The 14,072-nt window shown below is 69.1% G+C and carries 13 protein-coding genes; 4 read left to right on the forward strand and 9 right to left on the reverse strand.

Annotated elements, in window-relative coordinates; translation table 11 throughout:
- Nucleotides 1-340: 340 nt before the first annotated feature.
- Both AC5P09_RS45065 and abc-f read right to left on the reverse strand, forming a co-directional pair.
- Nucleotides 341-1,291 (reverse strand): phosphotransferase, encoded by a 951-nt coding sequence (locus AC5P09_RS45065; RefSeq protein ID WP_493879490.1) that lies wholly within the window; start codon nucleotides 1,289-1,291, stop codon nucleotides 341-343.
- A 171-nt stretch (nucleotides 1,292-1,462) separates the two neighbouring features.
- Nucleotides 1,463-3,115, reverse strand: coding sequence for a ribosomal protection-like ABC-F family protein (gene abc-f / locus AC5P09_RS45070; protein ID WP_493879491.1), 1,653 nt, complete (start codon nucleotides 3,113-3,115; stop codon nucleotides 1,463-1,465).
- A 439-nt stretch (nucleotides 3,116-3,554) separates the two neighbouring features.
- Here abc-f and AC5P09_RS45075 point away from each other — a divergent pair, with 439 nt between their 5' ends.
- Nucleotides 3,555-4,442 (forward strand): aminoglycoside phosphotransferase family protein, encoded by an 888-nt coding sequence (locus tag AC5P09_RS45075; RefSeq protein WP_493879492.1) that lies wholly within the window; start codon nucleotides 3,555-3,557, stop codon nucleotides 4,440-4,442.
- A 645-nt stretch (nucleotides 4,443-5,087) separates the two neighbouring features.
- Here the strand turns inward: AC5P09_RS45075 and AC5P09_RS45080 are convergent.
- Both AC5P09_RS45080 and AC5P09_RS45085 read right to left on the reverse strand, forming a co-directional pair.
- Nucleotides 5,088-6,257, reverse strand: a complete 1,170-nt coding sequence (locus AC5P09_RS45080) for an FAD-binding oxidoreductase (RefSeq protein WP_493879493.1) — start codon at nucleotides 6,255-6,257, stop codon at nucleotides 5,088-5,090.
- A 32-nt stretch (nucleotides 6,258-6,289) separates the two neighbouring features.
- Nucleotides 6,290-6,928: a pyridoxamine 5'-phosphate oxidase family protein gene (locus tag AC5P09_RS45085; RefSeq protein WP_493879494.1), complete on the reverse strand. Its 639-nt coding sequence runs from the start codon at nucleotides 6,926-6,928 to the stop codon at nucleotides 6,290-6,292.
- A gap of 437 nt (nucleotides 6,929-7,365) precedes the next feature.
- Between AC5P09_RS45085 and AC5P09_RS45090 the strand changes: the two genes are divergently transcribed.
- Nucleotides 7,366-7,725, forward strand: coding sequence for a Mu transposase domain-containing protein (locus AC5P09_RS45090; protein ID WP_493879495.1), 360 nt, complete (start codon nucleotides 7,366-7,368; stop codon nucleotides 7,723-7,725).
- 20 nt (nucleotides 7,726-7,745) lie between these two features.
- Here the strand turns inward: AC5P09_RS45090 and AC5P09_RS45095 are convergent, their stop codons facing one another.
- The 3 genes from AC5P09_RS45095 to AC5P09_RS45105 form a co-directional block, all read right to left on the reverse strand.
- Nucleotides 7,746-8,021 (reverse strand): hypothetical protein, encoded by a 276-nt coding sequence (locus AC5P09_RS45095; RefSeq protein WP_493879496.1) that lies wholly within the window; start codon nucleotides 8,019-8,021, stop codon nucleotides 7,746-7,748.
- 553 nt (nucleotides 8,022-8,574) lie between these two features.
- On the reverse strand, nucleotides 8,575-9,597 hold the full coding sequence (locus AC5P09_RS45100; protein WP_493879497.1) for a S66 peptidase family protein: 1,023 nt from the start codon (nucleotides 9,595-9,597) through the stop codon (nucleotides 8,575-8,577).
- A 447-nt stretch (nucleotides 9,598-10,044) separates the two neighbouring features.
- Nucleotides 10,045-10,806, reverse strand: a complete 762-nt coding sequence (locus tag AC5P09_RS45105) for a sulfite exporter TauE/SafE family protein (protein WP_493879498.1) — start codon at nucleotides 10,804-10,806, stop codon at nucleotides 10,045-10,047.
- A gap of 84 nt (nucleotides 10,807-10,890) precedes the next feature.
- Here AC5P09_RS45105 and AC5P09_RS45110 point away from each other — a divergent pair, with 84 nt between their 5' ends.
- The gene (locus AC5P09_RS45110; protein WP_493879499.1) at nucleotides 10,891-11,793 is read left to right on the forward strand and encodes a LysR family transcriptional regulator; all 903 of its coding nucleotides are present in this window, start codon (nucleotides 10,891-10,893) and stop codon (nucleotides 11,791-11,793) included.
- A 575-nt stretch (nucleotides 11,794-12,368) separates the two neighbouring features.
- Here the strand turns inward: AC5P09_RS45110 and AC5P09_RS45115 are convergent.
- A complete protein-coding gene (locus AC5P09_RS45115) occupies nucleotides 12,369-12,587 on the reverse strand; it encodes a hypothetical protein (protein WP_493879500.1) in 219 nt (72 codons plus the stop codon).
- 60 nt (nucleotides 12,588-12,647) lie between these two features.
- Here AC5P09_RS45115 and AC5P09_RS45120 point away from each other — a divergent pair, with 60 nt between their 5' ends.
- Entirely contained in the window at nucleotides 12,648-12,776 is a 129-nt protein-coding gene (locus AC5P09_RS45120) for a DUF6233 domain-containing protein (RefSeq protein ID WP_493879501.1), read from the forward strand.
- A 130-nt stretch (nucleotides 12,777-12,906) separates the two neighbouring features.
- On the opposite strand, the gene AC5P09_RS45125 is transcribed toward AC5P09_RS45120, so the two are convergent.
- Nucleotides 12,907-13,851 carry an RNA polymerase sigma factor gene (locus AC5P09_RS45125; protein WP_493879502.1) on the reverse strand — a complete coding sequence of 315 codons (945 nt, stop codon included), beginning with the start codon at nucleotides 13,849-13,851 and terminating at the stop codon, nucleotides 12,907-12,909.
- Between the last annotated feature and the right edge of the window lie 221 nt (nucleotides 13,852-14,072).

The following is a 14,072-nucleotide window of genomic DNA, read 5'->3' on the forward strand; positions in this document are numbered from 1 at the left end:
TGCGCATATCTCATGGCCACGGCGTACCGCAGGGATCTAGCAATGTCAGCCCCGACAACTGAACGGAAAGGTCAGTAACGAGGAGCCTGCCCAGCACGCGGGCCCGGTGGCTCCGGGCCCGGCGGTGCGGGTGGAAGGACTCTGGCTCATCGCTTGCAGTAGTTGACGTGCGTTTTGGAAGCTGAATGCCGGCGGGCGGAACGGGGCGTGTTCGTCTCGGTCCAGTGGATCATTGGCACCAGGTACTCCTCGTGATCGAACGTGCAGAGGCACGAAGAGCACTTCGGCGAGGAGCAGGGCACACGGCCCGTGTTGCGGCACGGGCCGTTTCAGGGCGGTGTCAGTCGGCCATGCCCCCGGCGAACGGCATCGTCTGCCATTGGTCGACGGACGGCTTGAGATACTCCACCAACTCGGGCAGTTGCGGCACGAGCGTGAGGGAGGCGATGACCCGCAGCATCCCCACGGCGTTCACGAAGCTCAGGACATCCTCGTTCAACAGTCTCGTGCCGTTGTGCTGCGCGCCGCGGTTGTAGGCGGATTCGTGGACTGGCCCGAGAGCCGCCAGGTCCCACTCGACGGGGCCCAACGTGACCAGCTCGAAGTCGGAGTAGAGGTCCCCGTCCACCCCGGAGAAGACGTTCGCGGTGGGAGAGTCGCCGTGGATGGGCTGGAGGTCGATCCCTGGGAAAGCTTCCTCGAACGCCGTGCGTGAGCGCACAAGAGGTTCCAGGATCTGCCACTCGCGTCGTGCTCGGCCCAGCTCGGACGCGCCGATGAGGCTGGGGAACTTCTCGAGCAGAGCGAGGCTCTCTGCGATGAACTGCGGATCGGCCGCGGACAGAAACGACAGACGGCCCGGGTATGCGCGCATCGCAGCGTGCAGGTCAGCAACGCTTTCGGAGTTCGCCACGTAGTCGGGTTCTTTGCCCCGGTCCTCCTCGACGAACTGCCAGAACGTCATGGAGAACCCGTCACGCTGAACGGGGTCCAGGGGCACGAGCGGGCTGGGAGGGATCACGGGGGTTCCCTGGTCGGCGAGCCATCGTGCCACGTCCAGTTCCGCCCGCTGACGGCGCGCAAGGGTATCGAGGCCTTCAGAGTGCGGCAGGACAGTGGGAATCCGGGCCACGACCGGTGAGGGCGCAAGGTGGACTACGACAGAGAAGACGTCATGGAGCACCGTGGCATCAGCCACGGCGAGTCCGAGATCGCGCCCTGCTCCGACAGCCGCGTCGACTGCGGCGGAGGTGCGGTGAGCCCGGCGTTGTGGCGTCAGGAAATCGGTCATGACTCAATCACTCCAGGTGGATTGCCGGCTGTTGGGCAGGTCGAGGTGAGGCGTGCAGGCAGTTCGTGGAGGAGCTGTCCCGGCCGGAGCCGGTGCGGTTCGGCGTCTCGGGGACAGTGACCCCGCGAACCCGAACCGACCTGATTCGAGCCCGCCTGGCGCTTGTGGGGGTCAGCACCTGCGGCCGCCGCGCAGTTCCAGCCGCTCCCCCGGAAAGTGCTCGCGGAAGCCACGATCGTGCGAAACCGCGACCACCGCCCCCGGGTAGGCCGCGAGCGCCACCTCCAGGTCCTCGACCAGGTAGAGCGCGATGTGGTTCGTCGGCTCGTCGAGTACGAGAAGGTCCACGGGCCTGGTCACCAGTCTCGCGATCTGCAACCGCCGTTGCTGCCCCGCGGACAGCGCCGTGACCGGGACGTGTAGGTCCTCTTCACGGAACAGCCCCAGCGCCAGCAGCTGTTCGGCGTACTCCTCCGGCAGCCCGGGCTGCCCGGCCGCGAAGGCGGCGAGCAGCGGGAGGCGCGTGGAGCGCGCGGGCAGCTCCTGCGCCAAGTACCCGATCCGAGCCGGACGGCGTACCGTGCCCGCGTCCGGCTCCAGGTCGCCCGCCAGGACACGCAGCAGCGTCGTCTTGCCCGCCCCGTTCTCGCCCGTGACCAGCAGCCGCTGCCCGGGCGTGATCGCCAGCAGTCCGTCCAGACGCAGGTGCTCACCGACGTTCACGCCGTCGAGCTCGGCAAGCGGACGCTCGACGGAATGCGTACCGCTCGCCGCCGACAGCGCCGCCGTGAACCGGAGGGGTTCGGGTGGCGCCGCCACCGGGTTGCGCCGCAGGTGGGCCAACCGCTCCCGGACCGATCGCACTTGCCCGCCGAGCTTTGCCTCATGCGATCGGCGGTGTTTGCCGAAGCCCTGCCGCGGGTCCTTGCCGGTAGTGGCCAGCCTCTTCCCGGCGGCCTCAAGCAGCTCCTCGGCACGGGCCACCTCCTCAAGCCAGCCCGCGTGTTCCTGCTCCGCGCGGCGTCGAGCGGCGGCCTTCGCGGCGCGGTAGCCGGCCCAGCCATCGCCGTACCGGTGCACGATGCGCGCATCCCGGTCGACCTCGATGATCGCGGTGGCGATGCGCTCCAGGAAGCCGCGGTCGTGGGTGACCGCGACGACGGTGCCGCGGTGCGCACGCAGATGCTCCTCGAGCCAGCGCACGGCCGCCGCGTCGAGATGGTTCGTCGGCTCGTCGAGGAGCAGCAGCTCGGGTGAGGCGGCCAGCACGCAGGCGAGCGCGAGCCGTGACTGCTCGCCGCCGGAGAGCGATCCGAGCATGCGGTCGCGGGTGATCCCGCCGAGCCCGAGCCCGAGCCCGTACATGGCGGCTTCCACGCGGGTGTCCACCTCGTATCCGCCGCGTTCCTCATACGCGATCAGCAGCTCGCCGTACGCGGCGAGTCCCTCTTCCGAGGCCTCGCCGAGACGCTCCTCCGCCATCCGCAACCGGCGCTCCATACCGCGCAGTTCGGCCAGAGCGAAGTCGACAGCGTCCTGCACGGTGCAGCGCGGGTCGAGGTCGAGGGTCTGGGCGAGGTAGCCGGTGCCGCCGGGGAAGCTGATGGTGATCTCCCCGGCGTCCGGCACTTCGGCTGCGGCCAGCAGCCGCAGCAAGGTGGACTTGCCGGAGCCGTTCTCGCCGATGACGGCGGCCTTCTCGCCGGGGCGGACGGTGAAGCAAACCTGGTCGAGGACGGTTCGGGTGCCATAGGACTTGGTCACGTCCTTGACGGACAGCTGCGCCACGGCAGCGGGCACAGCAGTATGGGCGCGTTCGCGCATATGACTTTCCCTGGGAATGTGAAGTGTCTACGGGCAGCAGAAACGGCGGCGTCGGCCGTGCCCGGACTCAGAGGAAGTAGAAGAAAGCCATGCCCTCATCATACAAGACGATTCGTATCGTCTCTACTCGTGCGTGTCACGAAGTCCGTGATCCATACCACCCGCCCGAGCCCGCCGTCCCGCACCCAGCCCCGTTCCTACGGATTCCGCCCCCGGTGCCGCAAGCCGGGCCCGGAGCGGCGGTCCAGTGTCAGCACCCGGGGCGCCCGAGGGCCTCTGTTCACGGATTGGTTGATGCGTGTCTGGGGCCAGTTGCCTGCCACCGGGCGATTCGCGGGGCCGATGTCATCAGCCGGACCAGGGCCGTACGCTACTTCGGTCTGCCGCGTTCGGCCGGTGCTAGCGTGCCGCCGCATGCCAGCGATCGGAAGGCTCATTGATGGACGAGGTCAAGTTCGAGCAGGACCTGGTGCGGGCGTTGCTACGGGATCAGCATCCGGATCTCGCGGGCCTCGAGCTCCGAGACGTCAACGGAGGCTGGGACAACCAGCAATGGCGTCTCGGCGAGGAGCTGGCCGTGCGCCTGCCGCGTACCGAGCGCGCGCCGGCCCTGCTGCACACTGAGCAGACGTGGCTGCCGGTGTTGGCGAAGCTCCTGCCGCTGCCGACGCCCACTCCGGTGCGTATCGGCAAGCCTTCGAGCCTGTTCGAGCACACCTGGACGATCGCGCGCTGGGTCGAGGGTGAGCCGGCTGATCACGCGCCGATCACCCGCATCGACGCGGCCGAAATCCTCGCGGAGTTCCTTGGCGTACTGCATCACAAGGCGCCCGCCGACACCCCGGCCAACCCTACGCGCGGTATCCCTCTGGCCGGATTGCAGGTGGAGCCCGATGGCTGGTTCGAGGTCATCTCCGACTACGCGACCGCTGATGCTGCACGGGAAGTCTGGGAGAAGGCCGTCGCAGCACCTCCCTGGCAGGGTGCGCCGCTCTGGCTGCATGGTGACTTGCATCCGGCAAACGTGGTCGTCCGGGACGGAACGCTCGCCGGGGTGATCGACTTCGGCGAGATGTGCGCAGGCGATCCCTCGACCGATCTATCAGCCGCGTGGATCCTGTTGCCTGCCGGCGCGGCGAGTCGGTTCTTCGACGCCTATGAGCACGCCGATGACGCCACCATCACCCGGGCCCGCGGCTGGGCTGTCCTGCGCGCCCTGGGCCTGATCGGGATCGGACGAAACGGCAGGCTCGGTCTGCCCGGAGGCAAACCGACCTGGGAACCGGCAGGCTACGCCACGCTCGAACGGGTCCTGGCGGCGAACTGACCGCGTGGCTGCGCGTCGGGGACGGCGCGTGGCTCCGACTGATGACCCGGCGTGTAACGCACGTCGCACCCACCTGTGATCCTTACGTCGTGGCGCACGATGAGGATGTGGCGGCCTCCGTCCTCCACGCAGGGCCGGCAGGCTTCGCGGACCATCTCACGCAACTGGCGGATGAGAACTCCTCCGGTTCCAGCGGGGTCACGGCGTAAGGAAACGGTGGCGCGTCGTCTCGCGGAGTCGGCTTCGCTCCGTCCGCATCGAGCTGGACATCGAAATGCCGCTGCCCCATGCATGAAAGAGAAACGGCACGGGGTGGGCAGGGGGCTCCAACGCCTCGATGACCGGAGTGATGGCGTGGATGACGACGGCGCGGTCTTGGGCAGATCCGAGACGAGGACCGTCACCGCGGCGACGTGCAGACCGAGTTGTCCCGGTCGGCTCGATGAGCGGACGCTGACGCTCCCGGCACAACTCGACGATCCTCACGCTCTCCTCGGGCATGCTGGGCGGTGAAGGGCGGCAAGGGCCAAGGACGGTATGCACACTTAGGTGGTGACGGGCACGGGTACACCCGTCGGTCGACGCGTGGAGCCGCACGATGCTGGCCGTCGCGTGCCGCCCGAGTCGCGCGCGGTCGGCCGGTGATCACTCGTCCGTGATGTCGAGGGTGACCTTGGACAGGGGGCAGCCCACGCACGTCAGCAGGTAGCCGTCGGCTTTCTGCCGTGGGGTGAGGCAGTTCGGCTCGTTCTGCATGACCTGCCCGCTGCGGAGATACACCATGCAATCGCCGCGGTTCCCGACGGTGCAGGAGTACGGCATCGGGAGCCCCGCGGCGAGTCCCGCGTCGAGCAGCGTCTGGCCGGGCTCGACCACCACCGTGCCGACGGGGTGCCCGTCCTGCTCGACGGTCATCGCCTGCGGCACCGTCGTCGCCGTCCCGGTGTTCGGTGCGCTGGTGTAACGCTCTTGGTGCGCCAGTTCGTCCGGGACTCCAAGCCCGATCAGGACGCCTTGGACGGCGTCTATCAGTGGTCCGGGACCGAAGGTGTAGTAGTGGGCGTCCGGGGCCGGGGACAGACCGGTGATCCAACGACGCACACCGTCCGCGTCGAGCCGCCCGTCCCGGGACGTCAGGACGTGGGTGACCGACAGTCGGCCGGGGTTGTCCCTCTCCAGCTGGGTCAGCTCGGCGGCGAAGATGACCTCATCCGTGCTGCGGCTGCTGTAGAGCAGCGCGATCCGGTCGCGCCCAGGCCGGACGGCGAGCCGTGTACGGATCATGTTCATCATCGGCGTCAGGCCGCTGCCCGCTGCGACGAGCACGATCTCGTCCGGGGGCTGCCGCTCGGCGTGGAAGGACCCCGACGGGCCGCGCACCGCGATGCGGTCCCCAGCGCGGAGACTCCGGTGCACGTGGGTGGAGAACCGGCCGCCCTCGATGTGCTTGACGGTGACCTCCAGCCGGGACGCCCCAGGCGCGGACGAGGCCGAGTAAGCCCGTCGCACCGGACGTCCGTCGATGTCGGCGACGAGCGTGAAGAACTGGCCGGGCCGGAAGTCGAACGATCCCGGGTTCTCGCCGACGTCCTTCATGACGAGGGTGACCGCGCTTGGTGTCTCCGTGCGCACCTCGGCGGTGCGCACCTCCCGCAGAGGGTTCTCCGCTCCTCCGTCGCCGGCGGGACGTCCGTCGTAGGCAGGCCGACGGCGCCGGAAGCCACCGCGTCGCCTGCCCGCGCCGGGCTCGATGTTCTCGTAGCCCTCCTTCCGCAGCCCGGAACGGTAGATACGGTTGGCTGCCAGCCGCAACAACCGGGTCAGCCCCGGGACCGCCCCGACGACCTTCAGCAGGAACGCGGGTGGACCCCTTCGGAGTTGGACGAATTGGCGGCGAGGTGTTCTCCCGCCAGCGCTATCAGGTCCGGCACCATGCCGCGGCCGAGTGCGCGCCGGGGGTCCACAGCCGTGAGCGCGCCACGGCGTCGTTGCCGGTCACCTCGGCGTGCTCGACGTCGATGAGCAGCGCCAGGTGTGGGGGCATCCCGCGCCAGCAGCGCGGGATCGTCGGTGATCGCGCCGTGGCCGCGGACATGCAGCACACCGCTGCGTCCCGGAACGAGCGCGGCGAAGGAGAGCCGGTCGTCCTGCAGCAGGATGTGGAGCGTGTCGGCGCGTTTGTTGTCCTTGCGATCCGGGATGACGAGCGTGTGGCTGTCCAGGATCCGTGCCACCGCGTGCCGGTCCCCGCGCGGACTCGTGTCGTTCCCGCCGGACGAGTCCCACGTGGACAGTGCGAGGAACGGTGCCGCGGCCAGGAACTCGGCGACGCCGGGTCGGCACAGGGGCCCGTCACCCACGATCGCGGCGGCAGGCTCAGCCGGGGCGAGGGGCTGCCACAGGCGGGACCGGAGGACGGGCTGTGCGCAGTGCACGTACGCCTCCTTGATGTCGACGGTCGTCTCCGCGCCCTTGCGCGCGACCACCGAACCGTTGACGCGCAGGATCTCCCCGAGGCCGGCTGGAGGAAGAAGAACGAGACCGGACCGTGCGGGTCGCCGGACTCGGGCAGGGAGAACGAGATCCGCGTGGGCGAGTGGACGCGTGCGAACCCCGGCGTACCGCCGATGAAGGTCGTCCTGCTGGTGCCGCCTGCGTCCCGATATCCGAAGGCCGCGATCGGACATTGGACGAGGACGGTCCGGCAGCCCGTTCCGTACTTGCCTGCAGGCCGACCCGGAAACCCAGGCCGGATCGAGGCGACCGTCCGCATCGCGAAGGCGGATCCGGTGCCCACGGACGCCAACTGCTTGAGCTGTACGGGCCGTTCGGACACCTGGAAGCGGCCTGCCGCGACTCTACGACCAGGTCGACAACCGGGTTCCACCGGGCCAGTCGGCGCAAGCCCGCCGAGGCCCTGGCGGTGGAACGCGGGCGCCTGCATCCGTTGCCGAAGAAGCCCTTCGCGGTCGCGTTCAGCACCACGAGACGCAGGGACTGGGACGCCACCATCTCCGCCCACGGGGTGCGGTATTCGGTCCCGCACCAGCTGGTCGACACCCGGGTCCGGGCCCGGTTCAACGGCGGGGAACTGATCGTCCCCGCCGCTGCGGAGGACGGGCCGGCCGAGGTCGCCCGGCACGGCCGCCCGGCTCCCGACAGCCCGCAGATCAAGGGAGCCGCCCCGTCCCTCGCCCCACGTCACTCGAGGGACGGGAAAGCCGGACGTACAGGTCCCAGCCGGGTCTGCCAGGAGATTGCGCTCGGACTGGAGTACCGGTAGCCAAGGCGGCATCTCTCGCTTCAGCCGAGGGACAGCAGCATGTTCATCTCTCCAATGGCCAGCGTTGTGCCGACGATGAAGAACAGTCCTTGTACGACGCTGGTGATCGGCATGCGTAACCGCGCGTGGGTGTAGGCCGACAGGGCGAGTGCACCGGGGATGACCCAGACCAGGGCCAGCTGAAGGAACGACACGTGCCGGCCGCTCGTTGGCCGACCCACCGATGGCTCCGAGTGCGACATCCCCACCAGGAACATCAACAGTGCGACACCCGCAAGGGCAAAGGCATCGGCCACCGCCAGTAGCAACGCGACCGCGGCGTCTGTCAGCCGGGAGGGCCGACGTCCCGCGGTTCCAGTTTCCTCGCCGGTGCGGTGTCTCCTGTTCAATCGCCGACGCTTGCGGATGCTGTTCCGGATTCTTCGCCACCAGGCCACTCCTCCACTGCACCATGGAGGCCACGGTTCCGCCCCAGCCCGGCCCGTAACGACTCCGGATCGCGAAGGCTCTCTCCTGGCGGGGTACCGCCGCGCCCGGCACGGCACCGTCCTGTGACCGTTGACGGACACCCCAGGCCAACCGCACCTGGTCACCGACGGTGGGACCGTGGAACAGGGCTCTGGCCCACTGCAGGCCGATGGCGATCAGCACGAGCGGCAGCAGGATGTGGCCCCAGCGGCTCAACGCCTCGGCGATGACCGGACGGGTGACGAAGAACCTGCCCGCGAAGCACCACACCGCGACCAGGATCAGGAAGACCACGGCATACACGCTCATCCCGCGCGGTGCACTCGGCGGTGGAAGTGACGCTGCCGCTGCCGAGGCCGTCGGCTCACTGATCCGCGTTGCTCAGCCGACCGGTCCCGTCATCGCGTGCGGCCGTACCGCCGGTTCGAGCAGCGACAGTGTCCGTTGCTGCGCGTCGAGGGCGACGCGGATGCCGACCGGCATCGGCAGATTCGGGCCGGCGTGTCCGAACTCGACGTTGCCCAGGACCGGGATGTCACGGTCGCCGAGGACGTCGAGGACGATCTCGGGGAGGGTCGGGGACGAGTCAGGCTCCTCGATCCCCTCGATCGCGTGCGGGACGCCCACGACCATGCCGGAGATCCGATCGAGGATGCCGCAGTGCCGCAGCACCTGTAGATAGTTCCACAGGTACGACGCTTGGCCGCCCATCTCCTCCCAGAACAGCACCGCGCCGTCGAACCGTTCGAGCGGCAGTGCGAAAGGCGTCGCCTGCACCAGCACGATGCGGTTGATCACCCCTCCGATCAGCCGGCCTTCGGTGCGGCCGGCACGCCAGCACTCCCACGACGGGGTGGCCGGCAGCGCACCGATCGCCTCGTCGCTGGTCAGCAGCGTCGAGTAGAGCTTCTCAAGGACCGCTTGGCGCGCTGCGGGCGCAGTCTGCCAGTGTCCGCCGAGTCCAGGGGTGGCCAAGTCGGTATGGAAGCCGACCAGGCCCGTGCGCGCATAGAGCACCAGATGCAGCAGCGAGATGTCGCTGTAGCCGAGGATCGGCTTGGGGTCGGCAGTGATCGCCTCGAAGTCGATCAGATCGAGGTAACCGAGCGCCGTCTGACCGCCGTCATGCGCGATGATCGCGCGCACCTCGGGATCACGCAGTAGTCCATTGAACTCCTCGGCGATCTCCGCCGGCCGAGCCGCGCTCCACCAACGGTGCCGCCCTGCTTCGAGGAGCGGCGCCCGACGCACGCGGAATCCCATCCGCTCGAGCACGACCACCGCCTGCTCGAGGTCGGGCTCGTAAGCCGCATGGAGCGGCCCGGACAGCGATGCGATGACGACGAGATCTCCGGGCGCCAGGGCACGAGGTCGAAGCAGTTGAGGCAGTGCAGAACCGGTCACCGACGCAGTATCCCGACACGCGCAACAACACGCGACCCATATACCGATCGACCGCCCAGCAGCCCCAGCCGGCACAGCCCCCGGCTGGTCCCAATAGACGAGCCGACCCCGGGGGGAATTACGTGAGCGCCCACAGCCGGCGCGCGGTTACGCAGTGCCGCTGCGGCTCCGAGTTCCTCGCTGTACTGCTGGATGGCGAAGCCGATCCCGTAGTGGCTGATGGCGGTGAACGCGCGGGTGGTGAGGGGGCGAGAACCCGCGTCTCATGAACAACCCGCCGAGCCATTCCCTGGCGCGCAGGCCGTTGGGACCGATGGGGACCTGGGCGGCCAGCAAAGGCGTTGCGTGGGGTGGGCGCGACCCCCAACTTCGCCCAGGACTTTCTCTGCTACGAGGGTGAGAGTTCATGCGCCAAAGCGGTCTTGGAAGACCACTGAAATCCCGGCGTCAATTGCGCACGAAATAGAGGACGGTCATCGTGACGGCGGTGGTCAGGACGATGCTCCGCAGCAGCCAGGCAGGGAGACGGCGGGCGAGATGGGCGCCACCGAAGCCGCCGGCCACCGCGCCGGCCAGCATGGTCGTGAGCACCAGTGGAGCGCTCCGCGCGTCCGAGGCGATGAGAAACAGTGCGGTCGCGCTGAGATAGACGGCCGCGAGCTGGGTGATCCGCATCGGATTGCCGGCCGCGGCGTCGACACCGAGGCCGATGCTCCACAGGGCGAGCATCATGATGCCTACGGCACCACCGAAGTAACCGCCGTACAGAGCGAGGAGGAACTGGCCGGTCACAACGGCCCGGGAACTCATCGCGACCGGGCGGCCCAGCGTCGTACTCAGCGCACCGGAGAGGCGGCGCCCGAAGGCGAGCAGCACCGTGGCGAACGCCAGCAGCCACGGCACCGCGGCGTCGAACGCCTCCGACGGAAGCACCAGCAACAGACCCGCACCGAAGCCGCCCCCCATCACACTGGCCGTGGTCAGCGCTGTCACGGAAGTGGCCCCGACCGGGGCCAGTTCGCGTCGGTAGACCCAGGCGCCGGCCACCGCGCCGGGGACGAGAGCGATCGTCGACGAGGCGTTAGCGGTCACCGGGGACATGCCGACCGCGACCAGCGCGGGCAGCGCCACGAAGGTGCCGCCTCCGCCGACGGCGTTGAGCGCGCCGGCGGCGACACCGGCCAGCAGGAGGAGCAGGGTCTCGGACACCTGTCGAGCATCGCCCGCTTCTCGGCGGGCTCACAATGCGCGATCCGCGCACCCAGCCTAAGGCTGCACCATAGGCTCAAGCATGTGCGCTATGACCTGGACGATCTGCGGCTGTTCCTCGCCATCGTGTCGGAGGGGACGATCACGGCGGGCGCGCGCCGGATGCACCTGAGCCTGCCATCGGCCAGCGCGCGGGTGCGTGCGCTCGAACACCATGCCGGCGTGGAGCTGCTGGTGCGCGGCCGCCGGGGCGTGCGGCCCACTCCGGCGGGGACGACCCTGGCCCGGCACGCCCACGAGGTCCTCGACCGGACGGCCCGGCTCGACAGCGCCGTCGCGAGCTACACCCGGTCACCGACCGCCCGGCTGACCCTGCTGAGCGGTAGCTCGGCGATGCACCGACTCGTGCCGCAGGCCCTGGTGTCGTTCCTCCGGGCCCACCCGGACGTCGACGTCACGGTCCGGGAAAGCCGCACCCCGCACACCGTGCGCATGCTTGCCGACGGCGAGGCGGATATGGGAGTCGTGGTCGACGACGAGACCCGCGACTGCGGCCTCGACCTGGAAGCCCTCGGCGACGACTCCCTCGTCGTGATCGGCCAGTCCGGCGGGATCCTGGCCGGACGGAGTGCGGTGTCCTACAGCGAGGTGGCCGAGCACCCGCTTGTCGGGCTCGACGCCGAATCCGCGCTGCACCGCTGGATCGACGAACACCTCGGTCCCCACGCCCCGGCGGCACGGTACCGCACCACCGTCGCCGACCTCGACGTCCTCATCGCCCTCGCCGCCGCCGGCGTAGGCCTCGCCGTCGTACCGCGCCGCGCCCTCGACCCGGGTCGGCCCTTCGACGTATGCGAGCTGCGGGACCCCTGGGCCCGCCGTCACCTCCTGCTGGCCTGGGGCGTCAAGGACCGGCCCGCGTCCGCCACGGCGCTGGCCGAACACCTGCGACAGGCGGCACGGCCCGACCCTGTTGCCCCGGGCTAGTGCTTTGCATCAGTAGCTGATCGTCAGTAGTCGATCATTAGTTGGTGTGTGACTTCTGCTGCTGGTGCGTCAGTTCCTCGTCGCGGCCCGAAGCCGGAGCCGTTGCTGCTCTCGGTGGAGGAGCGGGCGGTGTTGGAGCGGTGGACGCGTCGGGCGACTTCGGTTGGCGTCGACTGGGCGGAGGAGCTCGAACCACCCCAAGCCATCGGATCCGTCGGGGCGGGGGAGGAACAGGTAGAGCGTGATCGCGACGGTGGTGCAGGTGATCAGCGTGACGGCGACGGCGGGATGCCGTGCCACCAGGGTGTCTTCTGATCGGTGCACACGTGCCCTCCCCGGCTGGTGGGCGGGCAGCTTACCTATCCGTACGCGGTTGGTCTCATCGGGGCCGATTTGGCTTCGGCGTCCGGCCTGGTCGGCGTGTGCTGGGCGATGGCGCTCGTCGGCCCCTCACCGCTGAGGCGGATGAGGGGCCGCTGTGGAGTGCGCGGCGGTGACTCAGATGTGTGGACACCCTGAGACCCAGGTGCGTCGGCGTCGCGCGGAGGCGCGCAGCTCCGCGCGACGCCGGTCGGTCAGCAGCCAGTCGGGTAGAAGAATCCCAGCAGAGGGATGCCCAGCAGGGTCAGTCCCAGACTGTCTTGGCCGGTGCACTCTTTGGAGTCCGATGTGGAGTCCGAGTGGGCCGCGAGGGGGCGCTGGTTTGCTTCCTCGGCGGCAGCGGAGCCGCCGAGGACGGCGACGCTGAGGGCGAGGCTGGAAAGCACCGTGACGGTGCGCTTCATGTGAGTCATGAGGACAAACTGGACATGTCTGGCATTCATGTACGCACTTCGGGTGCGTCAGCCGGGTGAATGGCGGCGCCGCGCCGTAGTGGCCGGTGCCGTCCGCTGACGCGGGGACAGGCGCTCGATGCGTTGCGGCATGGGGTTCCGGCCTGCGCGCGCTGCCGGCCGGAGACGGAGCTCGGTTTCCTAGGGTGAGCAGCTGCGCTCCCGGCCGCTGATCGGTGGGGTGGTGGATCAGTGGGCGGACAGCGCTGATTTCCGCGCATCGCTGTTGGCCGTACGTGTTCTCGTGCCATGACGGCCGCAGAGGGGCACAGGCCTCGAATCAGAGGCTGTGCAGCCTGCGGCGGAGTTCGGCGCGTTCGACCTCGTTGGTGGTCAGGGCGATCGTCCGTCGGTAGGCCTCGGCGGCACCCGCCGCGTCGTCTGTCCGTCTGAGCAGGTCGGCGTGCGTCGCGTGCAGCGGCTGGTACTGGGTCAGTGCCGGGTGGCCGAGCAGGGGTGCGAGCATCTCCAGACCCCGTTCGGGGCCGGCGGCGAAGCCCATGGCGGCGGCGTGGTTGAGCGCGACCACGGGCGAGGGGTCCATGCCGGCCAGCACACCGTACAGATGCGCGATCTGCGGCCAGTCGGTCACGCCGGTGTCGGCCCCTTGGACGTGCAGAGCGGTGATCGCAGCCTGGAGCTGGTACGGGCCCGGTCGCCGCAGTCGTAGGGCATGCTTGAGGCCGAGGAGTCCCTCAGCGATTTCGTCACGGTCCCAGGCCGAGCGCTCCTGGTCGTCCAGACCGACCCATTGCCCCGCGTCGCTCACGCGAGAGGCGTGCCGGGCGTCGTGCAGGAGCATCAACGCCAGCAGCCCCCACACCTCGGGTTCGTCGGGCAGCAGTTCGCACAGCAGCCGTCCGAGGCGGATCGCCTCCGCGCAGAGCGTGCCGCGCACCAGAACCTCGCCGGCACGTGCGGCGTAACCCTCGTTGAAGATCAGATACGTGACCCGCAGAACGCTGCCGAGCCGTTCAGGGAGCTCGGCCTCAGTGGGCACCCGGTACTCGATGCGGGCCGTCGCGATCTTGCGTTTGGCCCGCACGATCCGTTTGCCCATCGTCGGCTCCGCCACGAGGAACGCCCGCGCGATCTCGCCCGTGGTCGGTCCTCCGACGACGCGCAGCGTCAGCGCCACCCGCGCCTGCAGTCCGAGCGCGGGATGGCAGGCGGTGAAGATCAGGCGCAGCCGATCGTCCGGGATCACACTGTCATCACGCGTCATCGGTGCCTCTTCCGCCTGGTCCAGGCGGATCAAGAGCCATTTCGTCCGTGAACGCGAACTTACCCATGGTCGACCTGAGGTTAAGTTCACTGGTCGGACTTCCGGTATTCACTCGTGGGTTCAACCGTCGCTCGGGAACTCGCGTTCCCTACGCAAGGAGTTGCGCTTGCCACGCATGAACGCGCGTTCCGAAACTGTGTCACGTGTGCAAGTCAGCTGTT

Source organism: Streptomyces sp. a15, assembly GCF_059026085.1.

Coding starts and splice junctions, on each gene's coding strand:
- AC5P09_RS45125 (WP_493879502.1), bottom strand. CDS start 13,851: ATGACGCGTGATGACAGTGTGATCCCGGACGATCGGCTGCGCCTGATC.
- abc-f (WP_493879491.1), bottom strand. CDS start 3,115: ATGCGCGAACGCGCCCATACTGCTGTGCCCGCTGCCGTGGCGCAGCTG.
- AC5P09_RS45120 (WP_493879501.1), top strand. CDS start 12,648: ATGGCGGCGCCGCGCCGTAGTGGCCGGTGCCGTCCGCTGACGCGGGGA.
- AC5P09_RS45075 (WP_493879492.1), top strand. CDS start 3,555: ATGGACGAGGTCAAGTTCGAGCAGGACCTGGTGCGGGCGTTGCTACGG.
- AC5P09_RS45115 (WP_493879500.1), bottom strand. CDS start 12,587: ATGACTCACATGAAGCGCACCGTCACGGTGCTTTCCAGCCTCGCCCTC.
- AC5P09_RS45065 (WP_493879490.1), bottom strand. CDS start 1,291: ATGACCGATTTCCTGACGCCACAACGCCGGGCTCACCGCACCTCCGCC.